We start from the raw sequence: 16,207 nt of genomic DNA on the forward strand, positions 1-16,207 counted from the left end.
GGGGCTGGTGCAGTTCGGCGTACGGCTCGTTGCCGCTGGCGTTGGCGACGGCGGCGCTGGCGGGCGTCATCGTGGTGGTGCAGGCGGCGCTCTACATCCAGCGCTTCGGGGCGCGGGCGTTCCTGGGCTGGGCCGCGGGCTACGGCGTGCTGTGGGAGTTCGGTCCGCTCTTGCTGGGGTTGATCATGTCCGCGCGCATCGGCGCGAGGAACGCGGCGGAGCTGGCCACGCTGAAGGTGGGCGGACAGATTGAAGGTTTGAGAGGCATTGGCCTGGATCCGTTCGCGCTGCTGGTGGCGCCCCGGGTGGTGGCGATGGAGGTGAGCATGCTGGCGCTGAGCACGTTCACGTTCCTGGTGGCCATCCTCTGCGAGGCGGTGGCGGCGAAGCTCACGTTGGACCTGCCGGTGCGGGTGTTCTTCGGGACGTTCGCGCAGATGCTGAGCCCGTCCGACCTCTTGGGGGGCGTGGTGAAGACGGGGGCGTTCGGGCTGGCCATCTCGCTGGTGTCCACGGCGGTGGGCCTGCGGGCGAAGGGTGGAGCCCGCGCCGTGGGAGAGGCCGCTGCGAGCGCGGTGGTGCTGGGCTGCGCGGCCATCTTCCTGTTGGACTTCCTGCTGACGACGCTGCTGTCGAGGGTGCTCGCATGAGGCGGGTGCTGCTCTTCTTCGGGGCGCCGGGCGTGATGCTGGCGCGCACGGTCCGCGCGGGCGCGAGGGAGGGAATCCCCTGGCGGGAGACGCTGGCGCAGGTGCACGCGCTGGGCGGGCGCAGCGTGTGGCTGGTGATGTCGGGCATGGCCTTCTTCGGCGCGGTGCTGGTGATGATCGCCAACGCGCAGGCGAAGAAGCTGATTGGCAACGTGGCGGTGCTGGGCCCGGCCTACTTCGAGATGCTGGTGCGCGAGCTGGGCCCGGCGGTGTCGGCGCTGCTGACGGCGTCGCGAGCCGGGGCCAGCCACTCCGCGGAGCTGGCCACGATGAGCGTGAACGAGCAGGTGGAGGCGCTGGAGATGTCGGCGGGGGATCCGTACGCGGACCTCGTGGCGCCCCGGTTGGTGGCGGGCGTGGTGGGCGTTCCACTCCTGAGCGTGCTGGGGACGGTGGCGGCGACGGCGTCGGCGGTGCTGGTGGCGAGCGTGGCGTTGGACATCGACGGCCGGGCGTTCATGGACGCGAGGTACGTGGATGGGTGGGACCTGCTGGTGGGAGGGCTGAAGGTGCTGGGATGCGGGCTGTACATCCCGCTCGCGGCGGCGGTGGCGGGCCTGAACGCCAGGGGCGGCGCGGAGGCGGTGGGCGAGGCGACGACGGAAGGCGTGGTGGCCGCCAGTCTGGGGTGTCTGTTGATTGACCTGACGGTGTCGCTTGCGTTCCAGTTCGTGCGCCTGTGAATGACACCAGTCCGGACACGCTGGTCTTCGAGGACGTGGCCATTGCCTTCGAGCAGGGCCGCCGCGTGCTGGACGGCCTGAGCGCGCGGGTCTCCACGCGGGAGCTGACGTTCATCGCGGGAGCGAGCGGCTCCGGAAAGAGCGTGCTGTGCCGCTTGGCGGTGGGCCTGCTGAGGCCCGAGGCGGGCAAGGTGACGTTGTTGGGGGAGCGCGTGGACACGCAAGCGGAGCGGACGCTGGTGAACCTCCGCCGCCGGGCGCCCTACCTGGTGCAGGGCCCCGCGCTGCTGGACTGGAGGACGCTGCGGGAGAACGTGCGCCTCGCGGATCCAAGCGCCCCGGAGGAAGCGGTGGAGACGGCGCTGGAGAAGGTGGGACTGAAGGAGTGGGCGGACCGGCTGCCGCCGGAGCTGGGGCCCGGGGCGAAGAAGCGGGCGGCCATCGCGAGGGCGCTGGTGCTCAAGCCGCGCTACCTGCTGCTGGACGAGCCGACGACGGGGCTGGACCGGAGGGCGGCGATGCAGGTGGAGGCGGTGCTGGCGTCGTTGAAGGAGCAGGGGCTGGGAGCGCTGGTGGTGTCCCACGACTACCGGCAGTTGAGAGGGATTGCGGACCGGGTGCTGGTGGTGGCGAAGGGGCGCAGCGCGTACCTGGGGAGCCCGGAGGGCTTCCTGGAGTCCCCGGCCCCGGAGCTGCGGACACTGACGGCGCCGTTCATGGAGGGCGAGACGGATGGATGAGCAACGGCTGGAGTTGAAGGTCGGAGCGCTGGTGCTCGCGACGCTGGTGGGAGTGCTGGTGTTGCTCTGGTTGATGGGAGAGCTGACGCTGGGCCGAGGCGCCAGGCTGGAGGTGGACTTCGCGCACACGGGCAACGTGGTGCAGGGAGCCCCGGTGAAGCTGGGAGGCGTCCAGGTGGGCAAGGTGGACACCATCCACCTGCTCGCGGACCGAAGGGATGCGAAGGGCCTCCCCCTCCCCGTCCGCATGGACCTGTCCGTGGAGCCCGCGGCGAGGGGCGCCCTGCGCAAGGACGCGAGGGTGACGGTGGGGACGGTGGGCCTGCTGGGGGAGCCGTATCTGGAGTTGAACCCGGGCAACGCGGATGCGCCGCTGCCTGAGACAGAGGCGCTACGGGGCGTGGACGCGCCGCGCCTGGACCTGCTGTCGGAACAGCTCTCCAAGTTCGTGACGTTGCTGTCGGACATGCTGGAGAAGGATCCGGAGGCCGTGACGGCCCTGGCCGCCAACGTGTCGCGGCTGGCGAAGACGCTGGACGAGGTCCTGACGGAGAACAAAGGCGACGTGAAGGTCCTGGCCTCGGAGCTGGCGGCGGCGTCAAAGGACCTGCGGCAGCTGGCACAGCTGGCGAAGGAATCCATGCAGCCTGGAGGCAAGGGAGCCCGCCTCCTGGACGACGCCTCCGCCGTGGCGGCCGTGATGCGAAAGGACCTCCCCGGCCTGACGAAGTCCGCCGGAACGACCCTGGACGGCCTGGCGGCGGTGACGGGGCCGCTGACGCCCGAGGACGGCCAGCAGGTGAAGCTGGCCCTCCAGCGGTTCACGGCGGCGGCGGGCCAGCTGGAGCAGATCGCCACCAAGGCGGACCGCATCCTGGGACAGCTGGACGCGGGAGAAGGCACGGGCGGCGCGTTACTCAAAGACCCTGCGCTCTACGACGAGTTGAAGACCCTGGTCACGGACCTGCGCAAGCACCCGTGGAAGGTCCTCTGGAAGGATTGAGTTCCCAAGCCATCGTGTGACTACCCGGGGTCCAGCGCCCAGGTTCCATCCGCCCAGCGCTTCAGTGCCTCGGAGGCAGCGAAAGAGACAAGGTCCTGCCCTTGCGCTGCCTCCTGAAGGACGGCCTTGGCGTCATCCGTTCGATGGCGAAGGAGAAAAGCGGCCGCCTTGACCCGGACGTCCATGCGCGGATGGGTGAGCAGGGCCGCGAGTGCGTCCCGCCCCGCGTTCCCATGGGCGCAGAGCTTGTCGAACGTCTCGTTCACCTTCTTGGCGTGCTTGTTCCCAGTCTTCGCATCCCCCTGCCGGATCGAATCGTTCTGGGCCGCGGCATGCTGGGCGAATGCTTCCACGAGCTTTTCCATCATCACTTCCAGACTCCCCAGATTCGTTTCTGGATCTTCTCGATGGCCTGTAGACCGAAGTCGCGTTGAGCCTCAAAGGACTGCGTGCTCAACCACTGTCTCACTGTCAGGCTCCGCGAACCGGTGATTTCCTGTTGAATCGATGAGTAGAACCCGCTCAGCCGCTTGTGCAGCCCTTGGTCCATCTGGATGACGTTTTCGGTGTTGTGGATGGCCTCGGGTCCAAACCGGTCCACGTTTCCCGGTGTCTGTTCGACGATGTGGTGCCACTGCTTTCCGTCCTCCGCCGGTCCGAGGGCTCGCTTGAATCCGCTGAATGAGCCCCAGGCTCGTGGGCTGCCGGGACTGCTGCTCGCCCTGGCCCCATTTCGAGCCGCCATCGCAACCGCCGTGGCGGGAAGTGAGACGACAACGGTGTCACCCACGATGGACACCGCGCTCACCTGTCCTACGTTGGCCAGCGCGACCCCTGCATGAGATGCCCCCACTCCCGGATAGCCGGGCATTCTCGAGAGCCGCGAGGCCAGCGACGCCGCGCCTCCGGTCATCCCATGGCTCACCACGGCCGTCACCGCGAGGACGAAGACACGCGCGACTTCGGGCCCGACGCGATTCGCGAAGTGCCGCGCCGCCTGGTCCAACTCCCTGGGAGAGGTCGCCAGCTCTGTAGCCAGCTTCAGCTCCCGACTTGCCTCCACCACCGCCAGGAAGGTCTCCACGCCCAGATAGATCAGGAGAAGCGCGGAGATGATCGCGGCTGCCTTGGTGAAGACAGGCTCAGGATTGGCTGCCAGCACCGCCCAGGTAACCATCCCCGTCGCGATGACGGTGTAGAAGAGCTGTGGCGCAAGGGTGTCTTCAACCGCCTTGGCGATGCTCGACCTCAGCGGGCCAAGCGAAAGGCCCAACGCGATGCCCAACCGATCCGCCTCGTCCAATGCTGAAACATCAACGAGGAGCGAGAGGCAATCCTCGTGCTCCTGGCTCGACCGGCAAATGCCTCCGAAGCTCTTGCGCATCAAGCTTCGCCATTGCGCGTCCGGTGTGCTGCCCGGATAGGCGGCCCGTACCCACCAGGATTGACGCTCTGATCGAAGCTCGAGCGGGAACTCCAGGACCCAGCCAGAGAGCGCCGCCTCGAATGCGTCCGCCCCTACCACCACCGGCTTGGCGGAGGACCAGGGCACGTACGCGATGGAGCGCCCCTGCCCTGATTCGAGGCGGAGTCTCGGCCGGCTCACACATGCGCCGAGCAGCGCCAGAACAAGGACCGATACCACCAGCCGGGTCGCCATGAACACCTTCGCCTTCGGGGAGGACCCCATCTCCTGGTAACAGTCTCCAATCTACGCCCACGCAGTGGCAATGCGGGAGCAGGCGCCACTGGCATTCATGGGCGACGCATTCTCCTACGCCAAGCAAGCCCGTACGATGGCAGTGCAGTTCTCAGAAGGAAGGCCGCATGGCGCAGCAAGGGGAGTCTGGACCGCAACCACGGCGGACCGCGGGCTGGCAGTTGGTGCTGGTGGCATTGGCACTCGGCATCTTCTCCGTCAACGTCGTCATCCCAGGCATTTTCGTGGGCATCGGCGCCACGGGACTTCTGGGGTTCGCGGGCGCGGCGGTCATCCTGGAGCGCATCGGCGCACTCGCGTCCGGCATCTTCGAGGGCGCGGCCCAACTCTCCATCGTCTTCCTGGGCATGGCGCTGATCGCGTTCGTGGCCATCACCGGGTGGAATGGCTTCCGGCGGCTGGCTGGCAGGGCCGGTCCCCCTCCCCTCCTGCTGCGCTGGCCCTGGGCCCTGCTGGGACTGCTCCTGTTCGTGGCGTGCCAGCTGGCCCTTCCGGAACGAAATCTGCGCAGTGCCTTGCCCGTGCTGCCCGGCGCGCTCGTCATCGCATTCTCCGTCTGGATGATTGTCGCCGTCAGCGCGTTCCTGGTCCGGATGAGCGTCGGGATGATCCGGCTCTCCTGGCGCATCGCGCAGGCCTCACCTTTCGGGGCCGGGATGTTGACCCTGGCGGCACTCGCGGCCACGGGGCTGACGCTCGTCGTGGGATCCCTTGCGGAGGCACTCCAGGCCCGCGCCCAGACCGTGGCGTCCGCACGGCCATCCCGCTGCGATGCCCTGTCGTGGGAGTGCTCGAGGCAGGCGCTCCTCGCCGCGCAGCCCTCACGCCCCGCGCCCGTCCTTGCGGCAACGGATGACGGCTTCGCGGACGTCAGCGCGGCGTCCTTCAACGCCTCCGCGGAATCCGGCGTCGAGCTCAACACCCGATCCTGCATGGAACGGCAGTTCCTGCAGCGGGATTTGATGTCCAAGGCCCGCCGGATTGCCCAGAACCTCGTCAATAGCGAGGTGGACGCCGACGACCTAGTCCACGCCATCCTCCTGAACATCTGCCTCAGGAAGAAGCCTCCCGCTGAGTTCGAACGGTATTTCCTCCGCTCCGTGGAGTACGGCGCCCAGAACCAGTTCAGGCGCATGGCCCGGACCTGCTCACTGGATGAGGCTCCTGACCCTCCATGCCTTCTCCGGCCAGACGACCAGTACGTGGAACAGGAATCCCACGCGGCGCTCCATGCCGCGCTCTGCTCCCTTCCGGACAAGCATCGCGAAGTCCTCGAAATGCACTACTTCGACGAGCTGCCCGACACCGAGATCGGCGTTCGGCTCGGCATCGACCCCGCGACCGCGCGCAAGCGGGTCCAGCGGGCCCGAGATCAATTGCGGACCATTTTTCTCCAGCGATGTCAGTGACTTACGATTTTGGGTCACACTTAATTCGCTGAAGAGAGTGGAGCACCAGACCGCCTGACTCGGGCGGTTTTCTGGAGGCTTCATGGACCCGCTGTCTGCCACCCCCTTCTCGGCCACCGCCCAGGTGATGCCGCCGTCGGTCAACTTCCACCTGTGGGAGCCGTGCAACATGCGTTGCCGGTTCTGCTTCGCCACCTTCCAGGACGTCCGCAGGGACGTGCTCCCCAAGGGGCATCTTCCGGCGAAGGAGGCGCTGAGGCTGGTGGAACTGTTGTCGCTCCGCTTCCAGAAGATCACCTTCGCGGGAGGAGAGCCCCTGCTCTGCCCGTGGTTGCCGGAGCTGGCGGCAGCCGCCAAGGCTCGGGGGGCCACCACGATGCTGGTGACCAATGGCAGCCGGCTGGATGCTGACACCCTCACGCGCCTGCGCGGTGTGGTGGATTGGGTGACCCTCAGCATCGACAGTGTGTCGCCCCAGACGCATGCCGCGCTGGGGCGGGCCGTTCATGGCAAGGCTCTGCCGCCCGAGCACTACCTGTCCATCGCCGAGCAGATCCGCGGGGCGGGAATGCGCCTCAAGGTCAACACGGTCGTCACGAACCTGAACGCGGGCGAGGACCAGACGGCGCTCATCCGCGAGCTGCGGCCTGAACGCTGGAAGCTGTTGCGCGTCCTCGACGTCGAAGGTCAGAACACCGGCAAGGTGGAAGAGCTGTACTGCCCCCGGGAGGACTTCGAAGCGTTCGTCGACCGCCATCGTCTTCTGGAGCGCGAAGGCATCGTCCTGGTGCCTGAAGACAATGAGGACATGCGCGGCAGCTACGCGATGGTCGACCCCGCGGGCCGCTTCTTCGACAACGCGGAGGGAGGCCATCGCTACAGCGACCCCATCCTCCAGCGGGGCTTGGACACCGCATGGTCCCAGGTCCAGTTCTCCCTCACTCGCTTCATCGATCGTGGCGGGATCTACCGGTTCGGAGGTGAGTCATGAGCGCGTCCACCAGCCTGGTCTGCCTCGCGGGCGTTTCCGGGGCGGGTAAGGACACGCTGGGTGGGTTCCTGGCGAAGCAGTATGGCTTCGAGCGGGTTGCACTCGCGGATCCGATCAAGGCGGCATTGATGGGCCTGCTCCAGCTCGACCCGGCGCAGCTCTGGGGCGAGCGGCGCAATGAAGTGGACCCACGCTTCGGCCGGGCGCCCCGAGAGCTCTATCAACGCTTCGGACAGGCTTGCCTGGAGCTGGATCCCGAAGTCTGGCTGCGGCCCTTCCGGCTCCGGGTCGACGCCATCCGGCGCGCGGGAGGACGCGTCGTCTGCACCGACTTGCGCACTCAGGCGGAGTGGCGGGCGGCGCGGGAAATGGGCGCCGCCATCTGGTTGATTGAACGACCGGGCGCGGGCGCACCGGGTGCACTGGCACGGCACGCTACGGAGATGGAGCTCCTGGGGCTCGAACGAAGTTCCTTCGACGCCGTCCTGAGGAACGATGGCTCGCCCGAGGCCCTGTATCTCACCGTGAAGCGGATGCTCGAAGGATCTGCCGACGCGCAGGTCACTTGAAAGAAGTCATAAGTCGCCTTGGAAGAACGGCCCATCGACGCATGCGATGGGCCGTCACCTGGTGCGATTGACGCCTCTGCTCAAAGCGTCGTCGGCACCGGCACTTCGTCCGCGGGCGCCGGGGCGGGCGCCTCGTCCTGGGCCACGACAGAGTTCAGGACCCACGAGTATCCGTACCCCGACCCGAGCAGCCGGTACGTCGCGCGCTTTCCGCAGCCCGCGACTCCTTCCGTGACGCGATCCAGCTTGGACGTCTGGAGATCCGACTTCGCACACCCCAGGTCGAACTCCGCTCGGAGCCTCACGTCCGGAATCCAGGCGCACTGACCCATGATGCAGCGCAGCTCGTAGATGCCCTCGGTGTTGCAGCCGATCATCTGGTACCGGTTCTCACCCAGGTACTGCGGCGTCAGCTCCACGTCGCACTTGAGATCCCTGGCGGCGATCTTCTCCAGGTTCGCGTAGCGCTTGGAATTGATGGACGGCCCCATCTGGGAGAAGTCCACCTTGGAGTTGCTCCGGCGGCCCCCGCAGCCCGCCCCCAGGAACGCCACGCCAAGGCCCACGACCGACAGTCGAATGAGGTTCATGGCGCCCATCTAGCATGCCTTTCAAGCCTCAGTGCAGAGGCGCTTCCGCGCTCTCGGACAGCAGGTCTGACAGCAGCATCTGCTCCTCGCTCGGAGAGAGGTCGAAGTGGCGGGCGGCCTCCGTGATGATCTGGACCAGGGGCGTCCCCGGCTCCTCGGCCCTCCGCACCGCGATCCGGCGAGCCGCGCTGCGCAGCGCCTCTCCCCTGGGTCGAAGACTTTCACGCATGACGGAACCTCACTTGAGAGAGCGGCCGCGCCATGCGGCCCCTCTCTCCACGGTTCGGATGCACTCGCGCCGAGGCAAGGGCTGCGACGGAAGTGCGAGCAGGCGCTTCCCGTCATCCCCCGCCGGCGGGAAGCGGGCGGCTCGCAGGGCGGCGTGTGCCTTCCCCTGACCTCGCGAGCACTTCAGCTTCGGGGTTGGACCCTACTTCGAGCAACGAGGAGACGGACATGGCAGACCCCAACATCCCCAGAGCGGGTCAGCAGGTAGAAAACCACACGCATCGCGGGACGGCCGTTCCGCTCGATGAGCGCCGCCGCATGCGCCACGAATCCCGCACGTCGCAGACCTACAAGGCCTTCCTCAAATACCTGTGCGACGTGGGCTCGTTCCCGGACGAGCAGGCCGCCCAGGAAGCCGCCGTCTCCGTGCTGTGCGTGCTCGAGCAACGCCTCTTCGGCGAGGAGGACAATGACCTGGAGGCGCAGCTGCCGCACAAGCTCCGCGAGCTGTTGGTGCGGTGTGATCGCCACGAGGCCGGGCCGCCGCCCCACAAGTTCGGCCGGGATGAGATGCTGGCGATGGTTTCCACGGACCTGGACGTGGAGCCCGAGGACGCCGAATCCATCGTCCGCGCGGTCTTCAGCGCCGTCCAGGCGCAGATCTCCACCGGGGAGAGCGACGACATCGCCGGAGAGCTGCCGCCAGACCTCCGAGACCTGTGGATTCACCCCAGCTGACGCCAGGGGGCTCGCCCGCACGCGGCCGAGCAGGATGTCGAGGGAGCCCCGGGACTCCAAGCCACCAGGAGTCACCCGCGGGCCGCACCTCGTGCCCGGCCTGGGCCAGTCCCCGCCGTGCTAGCCTGGGTCCAGACAGGCAGGAGGGGGCCCATGGCCAAGTGTCCGAAGTGCACTGGCAAGAAGAACGACACCATCTCGGCGGACATCAAGCTGTGCGTCACGCATTACGTCGAGGAGTACGTCAAACCCCGGCAGCAGGCCCTGCCCGCGAATCAGCGCTTCTCCCAGCTGGGCACCAAGCAGAACGAGGTGGGCCAGCTGCTTGCGCAGAAGCTGCAAGGCACCGGCGCGCCCCTGCAACCCACCACGAATCAATACGATGACTTCTGGTACGGCCCGGGGTTCGACAAGGTCGCGGAGGCGAACGAGTTCGGGACGTGCGTGGCCTTCTGTGCCTTTGGCACCGAGCTCATCATGGCCACCAACGACGACAGCACCTTCAACGCCGGGATGCGGATGGAGAAGCTCGTCAAGATCGCCAGTGCCGTGTCAGGCAGCAAGGACCTGATCACCGCGCCCACTTCATTCGTCTTCCTGAGCCAGGCCGCCCCGGTGCAATACCAGTGGGGCCTGAACGCGACGCTCCAGCCCGTGGTGGGCTGGGCCCCGGCCTTCAACTGTGACACCCGGAACACGGTCCACGCGGAGATGCGCATCCTGGAGTACCTGCACCAGGCGAACGCAGGCAACGTGGGCAATGCCAGGACGGATGTCTACATCGCCATCAGCAAGCCCTGCTGCGTGAAGTGCGAGTCCATCATGGCCGCGTATAACGCCTGGAACCAGGGCGTGGTGACGGTCGCGCGCCAGGGAAGCCTCACCGGCCTCTTCGGGCAGTGGAAGGTCCCCGCCGCCCTGAAGCAGCTCACCCAGACCATTCCGTACTGGCGGGCGCTGAAGAACGCCAACATGTAGGCCCGCTCCCCGGCGCCTTCAGGCCGTGGAGACCACCGTGCCCTGCGCAATGGCACACAGCGTCTCCACGCCATCCTTCATGGCGAACACTTCGCACTGACAGACGGCCTGCCGCTTGCCGGTGGCCTTCGCCTGGGCCCGGGCGATGAGCAGCGAGCCCACGGCGGGCTTCAAGTAGTTGATCTTGTACTCGGAGGTCAGCGCGTTGCCGCCCAGCGCCAGCCCTCCGGCGAACGTGATGGAGTTGTCCGCGAGGTAGCTGAGCACGCCCCCGTGGACGAAGCCGTGCTGCTGCTTCAGCTGGTCCACGATGGGCAGCTGAAGCTCCGCGGTCCCGGGTCCGGAGCTGACGAGCTGCGCTCCCAGGAACTGGCTGAAGGGCTGGGACGCGAACACCTGACGCGCGAACTCCTGAAGGTCATCCACTTCATTTCTCCTGACGTAAGTCGGGCCTGTCGAGCGCCCAGGTGCCGTCTTCCCACCGCTTCAAGGCCTGCTGGGCACAGAACGGGATCATCCCTTCGCCCTTCGCAGCCTCCTCCAGGACCGCCTTGGCTTCGGCCGTGCGGTATCGGAGCAGGTGCGCGGCGGCCATGACCCGGACGTCCATCCGCTCATGCTGGAGCAGGACGAGGAGTGCATCCCGTCCTGCATCTCCATGAGCCAACAGCTTGTCGACCGCGGCCCCGTACTTCCTGGCGTGCTTGTTCGCGCTCCTGGCATCGCTTCGCCAGGTGGCCTCGGTCTGGGCGGCCACGTTCAGCGCGAACTGTTCGACCAGCGCCTCCAGCTTCATCGCCAGATTCCCTTGCTGAACTTCTCGATGGCCTGCAACCCGAATTCGCGCTGCGCCTCGTACGACTGCGTGCTCAGCCACTGTCGCACAGTCAAGGACGAGCCCGTCAGTTCGCGCCGGATCGTCGAGTAGAACGAGCTGATACGAGAGTGAAGGGCCTTTTCCAACGGAATGACATTGCCGGGGTTGTGAACCGCCTGCGGCCCGAAGCGTTTCACGTTACCCGGCGTCTGCTCGACGATGTGGTGCCACTCCTGGCCCGGCGGCCGGGCCCATGGCCTTCTTGAACCCGCTGAACGAAGCCCAGGCCCTGGTGCCACCCGCGCGTCCTCCATTGGCAGCCATGGCCACCGCTCCAGGCGCCATCGCGATGGTGATGGACTCCGCGCTCACCGCGACCGTCTCCACGCCCCCGATCGCCGCGAGCCGGACTCCCAGTTGAGACTCGGCCTGTACGGCGGCCTGGGCAGCCCCTGGGAACTGGGGGAGCCTCGCCGCCAGCCCTGGCGCCGTGCCGCCAATCGCAGCGGTGGCGAGCAAGACGAAAGCACGTGCCGCATTGCGGCCCATGACCTTGCCATACCGCTCCCCTTCCACGCGCAGCTCGTCGAACGTGGTGGCCCGGTCCGCGGCTTCCACCAATTGTTTGAACCCGACGATGAGGCTCCAGAAGGTGTCGACGCCTACGTACGCGATGAGCGTGGCGGTCATCACGGCGGCGATCCCCTTCGAGACAACCGGCTCAGGCACCGCCAGCAAGATCATGTACGTGGTCCAGGTCCACAGGACGGCCGCCAGCAGGGACTCCGGATTGGCCATGCCCTTGAACGCATCCATCATCTCGTCCCGCACGACGCCTTGCGCGAGGGCCATGGCCAGGGCGTAACGGCCATCGCCCGTGACCGTGGGACCGTCGACCAACAGGCGCAGGCAGTCGCCGTCCCTGGAGGTCCGCTCGCACCAACGCAGGTATGCACGCGTCAGCTCCACGTCCGCCTGTGGCCCTTCTCCCTCCAGGTGCTCGCCCGGCCCCAGCGCGGTGACGCGACGAGTGCGCGGGTCGTACAGGTACGAGCCGCTACGCGGTCCGACCTCGAACAGCCGACGTGCGGCTTCCTGGGGCCGCGCGGACGGACGTGCGACGCGAGCCAGCGCCTTGACGCCTTCCTTGAAGTCAGCCGCATCCAGGGCGACCGGCTGCGTGCTGGAGCGAGGAGTGAACACGCTGGAAGCACCAGTCCCCGTATCCAGGCGGACCGTTCGCGTGGCGCTGCCGCATCCGGACAAGAGGGTGAGCAGCAGCGGAATCAGCCAGCGTGACCGCATGCGAAGTCCTCCTGGAGCGGACGCATCCAGGAAGACCTTACATCAAGGAATCGCAGACAAACCCGCCTGCCCTACCCCTCCGCCGGAGCCGGCGCATTCACGGGCTCGGGCGGCTCCACCGCGGGCTTGACGATGAGCTGATCCAGCGTGGGCCGCTTCGGCTTCTCGAACGGGGCCAGCTTCACGGGCTTGTTCGTGCGCGCGGACTCCTGCAGCGCGACGATGACGCGCACGTCCGCCAGGCCTTCGATGCCGTTGGGCTCCGGCTCCCGGTCCTCCAGGATGCACTGGGAGAAGTAGACGAGCTCCGGCGCGAACTGGTCGCTGTTCTTGAACGTCCGCGTCTCCGTCTCCCCTCCCACCGTGAGCACGTGCTCGATGTCCGTGCCGTAGCCGAAGCCGTGCTTCACCTGGAGGTCGCCCTCCGTGCCCACCAGCCGGTAGCTCGACACCGCGGAGGCCTCGTGGCTGATGGCGAACTGCGCCACCCGCCCGTTCGGGAAGCGCAGCAGCGCGAACGCCGACGCGTCCACCCCGTGGAACCGCCCGTCCCGGCCACCGGCCGTGAACGCGAACACCTCCCGCGGCTCGTCGCGGAACAGGTAGCGCGCGGCGTTGATGGGATACGGCCCCTCGTCCAGCAGCGCCCCGCCCCCCACGTCCACGCGCGTCCGGATGTCCCCCTCGCGCACCTGCTGCGTGAGCGTCCCCGTGAACACCAGCGGATCCCCCAGCAGCCCGGAGCGCACCAGCTCGATGGCGCGGAGGTTCGCCTCCTCGAAGTGCAACCGGTACGCGACCATCAGCTTCACGTCGTTCTCGTTCGTGACGCGGATCATCGCCTCGCAGTCCTCCACCGACGTCGCCATCGGCTTCTCGCAGAGGACGTGCACCCCCACGCGCGCCGCGCGCTCCGTGAAGGCCCGGTGCCGCGTGTTGGGCAACACGATGTAGACCGCGTCCGCCTTCGACTCGCGCAGCACCTGTTCGAACTGCGCGTAGCTGCCCACGTGCGCCACGCCGTACTTCTTCTGGAGCACGTCCCGCTTCTCCGGGTCGGAGGAGATGAGGGCCACCAGCTCCGAGTTCTCCTCCGCGTGCTGGAACGCCGGGAGGATGGCCACCTGCGCCAGGTTGCCCGCCCCCACCACCGCGTACCGCACCCGCCTGGACGTCGCCTGGGCCATCGTGCACCTCTCCCGTGGTGAGGCTCTACGCTGGTGACGCGCCGGGCCACCCCGCAAGCCGCGCCCGGCCCTCCGGTGCAGGGCCGCATGAAGGGCAGGCAGCCAGCCACACGGGCTTTCGCGGCGCCCCCATCCGGCCTATGCCGTGACGTCATGCCCTTCATGAAGATGCTCGCCCGGCTTGGGATTGGCAGCGCGCGCGTGGACACCCGCCTGGAGCACGACACGGCGCGCGCGGGCGGCGACCTGCGCGGGCTCGTCCACGTCCAGGGCGGCCACACGCCCCAGCGGATCGACCGCATCGACCTGCACCTGATGGCGCAGTACCTCCAGCGCGACAACGACCGCCGCAGCGCGCTCAACGCCGTCGTGCGCACCTGGCGCATCTCCAACCCCTTCACCCTCCAGCCCGGCGAGGAGCGCGAGCTGCCCTTCTCCCTGCGCCTCCCCGCCCACACGCCCATCACCGAGCGCGGCACGCCCGTGTGGATCAAGACGGCGCTCGACATCGACAACGCCCTCAACCCCGAGGACAGCGACCGCATCCACGTCCTGCCTCACCCGCACCTCCAGGCCGTGCTCGAGGCCGTGCTCCACCTGGGCTTCCAGTGGCGGAATGCCTACTGCGAGGCCGGCTCCCCGCTGGGGCGCGAAGAGCCCTTCGTCCAGGAGCTGGAGTTCCACTCCGGCCCGGCATGGCAGGGCCCGCCGCGCACGCTCTGCCTCCTGCCGTTCCCCCAGGACGACGCGCTGGAGCTGATCCTCGACCTGGACCGGGGCCCCCGGGGCCTCACGTCCCTCCTGGAGGGCACGGCACTGGAGGGTGGCCGACGTCAGCGGCTGGTCCTGTCCTCCGCGGACCTGTCCGGAGGGACGGGGGCGGTCGCGGCGCGGCTGGCGTCGCACCTGCGTGGCGGGGCTTGAAAGCCCGGAAGGCCCGGCCCTTCGTACAGGGCTGGACGCACGCGACTTCCCAGGTCCTCTGCCCGGCGCGGAAGTGGTACAAGCCGCCGTGTGAAAGCTACCCCGCCTCCCGCTACCCCTGAGACCCCCACCTTCGACGCCCTCGGGCTCAAGCCCGAGCTCGTCGAGGCGCTGACGGCGCTCGGCTACGAAGAGCCGACCCCCATCCAGGCCGCCGCGCTCCCGCCGCTGCTCGCCCAGAAGGACCTGCTGGGCATCGCCGCCACGGGCACCGGCAAGACGGCCGCGTTCGCGCTCCCGCTTCTGCAGCACCTGAAGCCGGGCGCCGCCGCGCCGCACAGCACCTCCGCGCTGGTGCTGGTGCCCACGCGTGAGCTGGCCATGCAGGTCTCCGAGGCCATCCACCGCTACGGCCAGAAGCTGGGCGTCAGCGTGCTCCCGCTCTACGGCGGCCAGGAGATTGGCCGGCAGCTGCGCGTGCTCAAGCGCGGCGTGGACGTCATCGTCGCCACGCCGGGCCGCGCGCTGGATCACCTGCGCCGCAAGACGATGAAGCTGAACCAGGTGCGCACGGTGGTCCTGGACGAAGCGGACGAGATGCTCGACATGGGCTTCGCGGACGACCTGGAGGCCATCCTCTCCGAGACGCCCGAAGAGCGGCAGACGGCGCTGTTCTCCGCCACCCTGCCCCCGCGCATCGCCAGCATCGCGGAGCGCCACCTGCACGAGCCGGTGCGCGTGCGCATCGAGAAGGAGAAGCTGGAGGCCGGGGAGATGCCCCGCGTCCGGCAGACGGCCTACATCGTGCCGCGCGCGTTCAAGATCGCCACGCTGGGGCGCGTGCTGGACCTGGAGTCCCCCACCGCCGCCATCGTGTTCTGCCGCACGCGCACGGAGGTGGATGAGCTCACCACGTCCCTCAACGGCCGGGGCTGGCGCGCGCACGCGCTGCACGGCGGCATGAGCCAGGAGCAGCGCGACCGCGTCATCAAGCAGTTCAAGTCGCAGGCGGCGGACCTGCTCATCGCCACCGACGTCGCGGCGCGCGGCCTGGACATCCCCCGGCTGACGCACGTGGTGAACTTCGACGTGCCCAACGCGCCGGAGGCCTACGTGCACCGCATCGGCCGCACGGGCCGCGCCGGCCGCGAGGGCGTGGCCATCACCCTGGTGGAGCCCCGCGAGCACCGGCTGCTGCGCAACATCGAGCGGCTCACCGGCCAGCGCATCGAGGTCACCGCGGTCCCCACCGTGTCGGACCTGCGCGCGCGCAGGCTGGAAATGATCCGCTCGTCGCTGCGCGAGACGCTCGTGGCCGGGGAGCTGGATGGGTTCCGCGGCATCGCGGAGGACCTGTCCAGCGAGTTCAGCGTCATGGACGTGGCCGCCGCCGCCATCAAGCTCCTCCAGGAGAAGGAGGACGAGGGCAGGGACTCCTCCGAGCAGGACATCCCCCAGGTGTCCGCGCCGACGGAGCGGAAGTTCCCGCGTCCGGAGCGCTCCGGGCCTCCGGGCCGGGGCGGTGAGCGCTCCGAGCGCCCGGCACGCGGCCCCCGCCAGGACCGGGAAGAGCGTGGCGAGCCGGGTGACCGGGGCCCCGCGCGGGCCCCTCGCG

The 16,207-nt window shown here is 68.3% G+C and carries 20 protein-coding genes; 11 read left to right on the forward strand and 9 right to left on the reverse strand.

Features of this window, described 5'->3' with window-relative positions:
- The 4 genes from ACLEQD_RS18660 to ACLEQD_RS18675 all read left to right on the forward strand — a co-directional run.
- Positions 1 to 650, forward strand: a 650-nt coding sequence (locus ACLEQD_RS18660; RefSeq protein ID WP_410385667.1) for an ABC transporter permease, incomplete at its 5' end; no start/stop codon positions are given.
- Positions 647 to 1,393, forward strand: coding sequence for an MlaE family ABC transporter permease (locus ACLEQD_RS18665; RefSeq protein ID WP_410385668.1), 747 nt, complete (start codon positions 647 to 649; stop codon positions 1,391 to 1,393). The genes ACLEQD_RS18660 and ACLEQD_RS18665, both read left to right, overlap by 4 nt.
- The gene (locus ACLEQD_RS18670) at positions 1,390 to 2,133 is read left to right on the forward strand and encodes an ATP-binding cassette domain-containing protein (protein WP_410385669.1); all 744 of its coding nucleotides are present in this window, start codon (positions 1,390 to 1,392) and stop codon (positions 2,131 to 2,133) included. Before ACLEQD_RS18665 ends, ACLEQD_RS18670 begins: the two co-directional genes overlap by 4 nt.
- Positions 2,126 to 3,136, forward strand: coding sequence for an MlaD family protein (locus ACLEQD_RS18675; protein ID WP_410385670.1), 1,011 nt, complete (start codon positions 2,126 to 2,128; stop codon positions 3,134 to 3,136). Before ACLEQD_RS18670 ends, ACLEQD_RS18675 begins: the two co-directional genes overlap by 8 nt.
- A gap of 20 nt (positions 3,137 to 3,156) precedes the next feature.
- Here ACLEQD_RS18675 and ACLEQD_RS18680 read toward each other — a convergent pair whose 3' ends face one another.
- Both ACLEQD_RS18680 and ACLEQD_RS18685 read right to left on the reverse strand, forming a co-directional pair.
- A complete protein-coding gene (locus ACLEQD_RS18680; protein WP_410385671.1) occupies positions 3,157 to 3,504 on the reverse strand; it encodes a DUF2019 domain-containing protein in 348 nt (115 codons plus the stop codon).
- Positions 3,504 to 4,796: a hypothetical protein gene (locus ACLEQD_RS18685; protein ID WP_410385672.1), complete on the reverse strand. Its 1,293-nt coding sequence runs from the start codon at positions 4,794 to 4,796 to the stop codon at positions 3,504 to 3,506. The genes ACLEQD_RS18680 and ACLEQD_RS18685 overlap by 1 nt, the downstream gene beginning before the upstream one ends.
- Positions 4,797 to 4,963: 167 nt before the next feature.
- Here ACLEQD_RS18685 and ACLEQD_RS18690 point away from each other — a divergent pair, with 167 nt between their 5' ends.
- The 3 genes from ACLEQD_RS18690 (at position 4,964) to ACLEQD_RS18700 (ending at position 7,825) form a co-directional block, all read left to right on the forward strand.
- Positions 4,964 to 6,265 (forward strand): sigma-70 family RNA polymerase sigma factor, encoded by a 1,302-nt coding sequence (locus tag ACLEQD_RS18690; protein WP_410385673.1) that lies wholly within the window; start codon positions 4,964 to 4,966, stop codon positions 6,263 to 6,265.
- An 82-nt stretch (positions 6,266 to 6,347) separates the two neighbouring features.
- Complete coding sequence (locus tag ACLEQD_RS18695) at positions 6,348 to 7,256, forward strand: viperin family antiviral radical SAM protein (protein WP_410385674.1); 909 nt, start codon at positions 6,348 to 6,350, stop codon at positions 7,254 to 7,256.
- Positions 7,253 to 7,825, forward strand: a complete 573-nt coding sequence (locus tag ACLEQD_RS18700; RefSeq protein WP_410385675.1) for a hypothetical protein — start codon at positions 7,253 to 7,255, stop codon at positions 7,823 to 7,825. The genes ACLEQD_RS18695 and ACLEQD_RS18700 overlap by 4 nt, the downstream gene beginning before the upstream one ends.
- An 80-nt stretch (positions 7,826 to 7,905) precedes the next feature.
- Here the strand turns inward: ACLEQD_RS18700 and ACLEQD_RS18705 are convergent, their stop codons facing one another.
- Entirely contained in the window at positions 7,906 to 8,415 is a 510-nt protein-coding gene (locus tag ACLEQD_RS18705; RefSeq protein WP_410385676.1) for a hypothetical protein, read from the reverse strand.
- A gap of 28 nt (positions 8,416 to 8,443) precedes the next feature.
- Positions 8,444 to 8,644, reverse strand: a complete 201-nt coding sequence (locus tag ACLEQD_RS18710) for a hypothetical protein (RefSeq protein WP_410385677.1) — start codon at positions 8,642 to 8,644, stop codon at positions 8,444 to 8,446.
- A gap of 317 nt (positions 8,645 to 8,961) precedes the next feature.
- On the opposite strand from ACLEQD_RS18710, the gene ACLEQD_RS18715 reads away from it, so the two are divergent.
- Positions 8,962 to 9,381: a DUF2267 domain-containing protein gene (locus ACLEQD_RS18715; RefSeq protein WP_410385678.1), complete on the forward strand. Its 420-nt coding sequence runs from the start codon at positions 8,962 to 8,964 to the stop codon at positions 9,379 to 9,381.
- 153 nt (positions 9,382 to 9,534) lie between these two features.
- Entirely contained in the window at positions 9,535 to 10,359 is an 825-nt protein-coding gene (locus ACLEQD_RS18720) for a nucleic acid/nucleotide deaminase domain-containing protein (protein WP_410385679.1), read from the forward strand.
- A gap of 18 nt (positions 10,360 to 10,377) precedes the next feature.
- Here ACLEQD_RS18720 and ACLEQD_RS18725 read toward each other — a convergent pair whose 3' ends face one another.
- From ACLEQD_RS18725 to ACLEQD_RS18745, 5 genes are all read right to left on the reverse strand, one after another.
- On the reverse strand, positions 10,378 to 10,785 hold the full coding sequence (locus ACLEQD_RS18725; protein ID WP_410385680.1) for a PaaI family thioesterase: 408 nt from the start codon (positions 10,783 to 10,785) through the stop codon (positions 10,378 to 10,380).
- Between the two features lies 1 nt (position 10,786).
- Entirely contained in the window at positions 10,787 to 11,155 is a 369-nt protein-coding gene (locus ACLEQD_RS18730; RefSeq protein ID WP_410385681.1) for a DUF2019 domain-containing protein, read from the reverse strand.
- A complete protein-coding gene (locus tag ACLEQD_RS18735) occupies positions 11,152 to 11,373 on the reverse strand; it encodes a hypothetical protein (RefSeq protein ID WP_410385682.1) in 222 nt (73 codons plus the stop codon). Before ACLEQD_RS18735 ends, ACLEQD_RS18730 begins: the two co-directional genes overlap by 4 nt.
- A 1-nt stretch (position 11,374) precedes the next feature.
- The gene (locus tag ACLEQD_RS18740; RefSeq protein ID WP_410385683.1) at positions 11,375 to 12,481 is read right to left on the reverse strand and encodes a hypothetical protein; all 1,107 of its coding nucleotides are present in this window, start codon (positions 12,479 to 12,481) and stop codon (positions 11,375 to 11,377) included.
- A 71-nt stretch (positions 12,482 to 12,552) separates the two neighbouring features.
- Entirely contained in the window at positions 12,553 to 13,668 is a 1,116-nt protein-coding gene (locus tag ACLEQD_RS18745) for a Gfo/Idh/MocA family protein (protein ID WP_410385684.1), read from the reverse strand.
- Between the two features lie 153 nt (positions 13,669 to 13,821).
- Between ACLEQD_RS18745 and ACLEQD_RS18750 the strand changes: the two genes are divergently transcribed.
- On the forward strand, positions 13,822 to 14,592 hold the full coding sequence (locus ACLEQD_RS18750; RefSeq protein WP_410385685.1) for a sporulation protein: 771 nt from the start codon (positions 13,822 to 13,824) through the stop codon (positions 14,590 to 14,592).
- Between the two features lie 90 nt (positions 14,593 to 14,682).
- Positions 14,683 to 16,207 (forward strand): DEAD/DEAH box helicase (locus ACLEQD_RS18755; protein ID WP_410385686.1); only part of this gene is annotated, 1,525 nt, incomplete at its 3' end.

The organism is Corallococcus sp. 4LFB, from assembly GCF_046520365.1.
GTDB lineage: Bacteria > Myxococcota > Myxococcia > Myxococcales > Myxococcaceae > Corallococcus > Corallococcus caeni.

Excerpts from the sequence above, each read along its gene's own strand:
- ACLEQD_RS18740 (WP_410385683.1), bottom strand. The coding sequence starts at position 12,481 with ATGCGGTCACGCTGGCTGATTCCGCTGCTGCTCACCCTCTTGTCCGGA.
- ACLEQD_RS18745 (WP_410385684.1), bottom strand. The coding sequence starts at position 13,668 with ATGGCCCAGGCGACGTCCAGGCGGGTGCGGTACGCGGTGGTGGGGGCG.
- ACLEQD_RS18690 (WP_410385673.1), top strand. The coding sequence starts at position 4,964 with ATGGCGCAGCAAGGGGAGTCTGGACCGCAACCACGGCGGACCGCGGGC.
- ACLEQD_RS18700 (WP_410385675.1), top strand. The coding sequence starts at position 7,253 with ATGAGCGCGTCCACCAGCCTGGTCTGCCTCGCGGGCGTTTCCGGGGCG.
- ACLEQD_RS18720 (WP_410385679.1), top strand. The coding sequence starts at position 9,535 with ATGGCCAAGTGTCCGAAGTGCACTGGCAAGAAGAACGACACCATCTCG.
- ACLEQD_RS18715 (WP_410385678.1), top strand. The coding sequence starts at position 8,962 with ATGCGCCACGAATCCCGCACGTCGCAGACCTACAAGGCCTTCCTCAAA.
- ACLEQD_RS18685 (WP_410385672.1), bottom strand. The coding sequence starts at position 4,796 with ATGGCGACCCGGCTGGTGGTATCGGTCCTTGTTCTGGCGCTGCTCGGC.
- ACLEQD_RS18750 (WP_410385685.1), top strand. The coding sequence starts at position 13,822 with ATGCCCTTCATGAAGATGCTCGCCCGGCTTGGGATTGGCAGCGCGCGC.
- ACLEQD_RS18675 (WP_410385670.1), top strand. The coding sequence starts at position 2,126 with ATGGATGAGCAACGGCTGGAGTTGAAGGTCGGAGCGCTGGTGCTCGCG.
- ACLEQD_RS18730 (WP_410385681.1), bottom strand. The coding sequence starts at position 11,155 with ATGAAGCTGGAGGCGCTGGTCGAACAGTTCGCGCTGAACGTGGCCGCC.
- ACLEQD_RS18680 (WP_410385671.1), bottom strand. The coding sequence starts at position 3,504 with ATGATGGAAAAGCTCGTGGAAGCATTCGCCCAGCATGCCGCGGCCCAG.
- ACLEQD_RS18710 (WP_410385677.1), bottom strand. The coding sequence starts at position 8,644 with ATGCGTGAAAGTCTTCGACCCAGGGGAGAGGCGCTGCGCAGCGCGGCT.
- ACLEQD_RS18665 (WP_410385668.1), top strand. The coding sequence starts at position 647 with ATGAGGCGGGTGCTGCTCTTCTTCGGGGCGCCGGGCGTGATGCTGGCG.
- ACLEQD_RS18705 (WP_410385676.1), bottom strand. The coding sequence starts at position 8,415 with ATGAACCTCATTCGACTGTCGGTCGTGGGCCTTGGCGTGGCGTTCCTG.
- ACLEQD_RS18695 (WP_410385674.1), top strand. The coding sequence starts at position 6,348 with ATGGACCCGCTGTCTGCCACCCCCTTCTCGGCCACCGCCCAGGTGATG.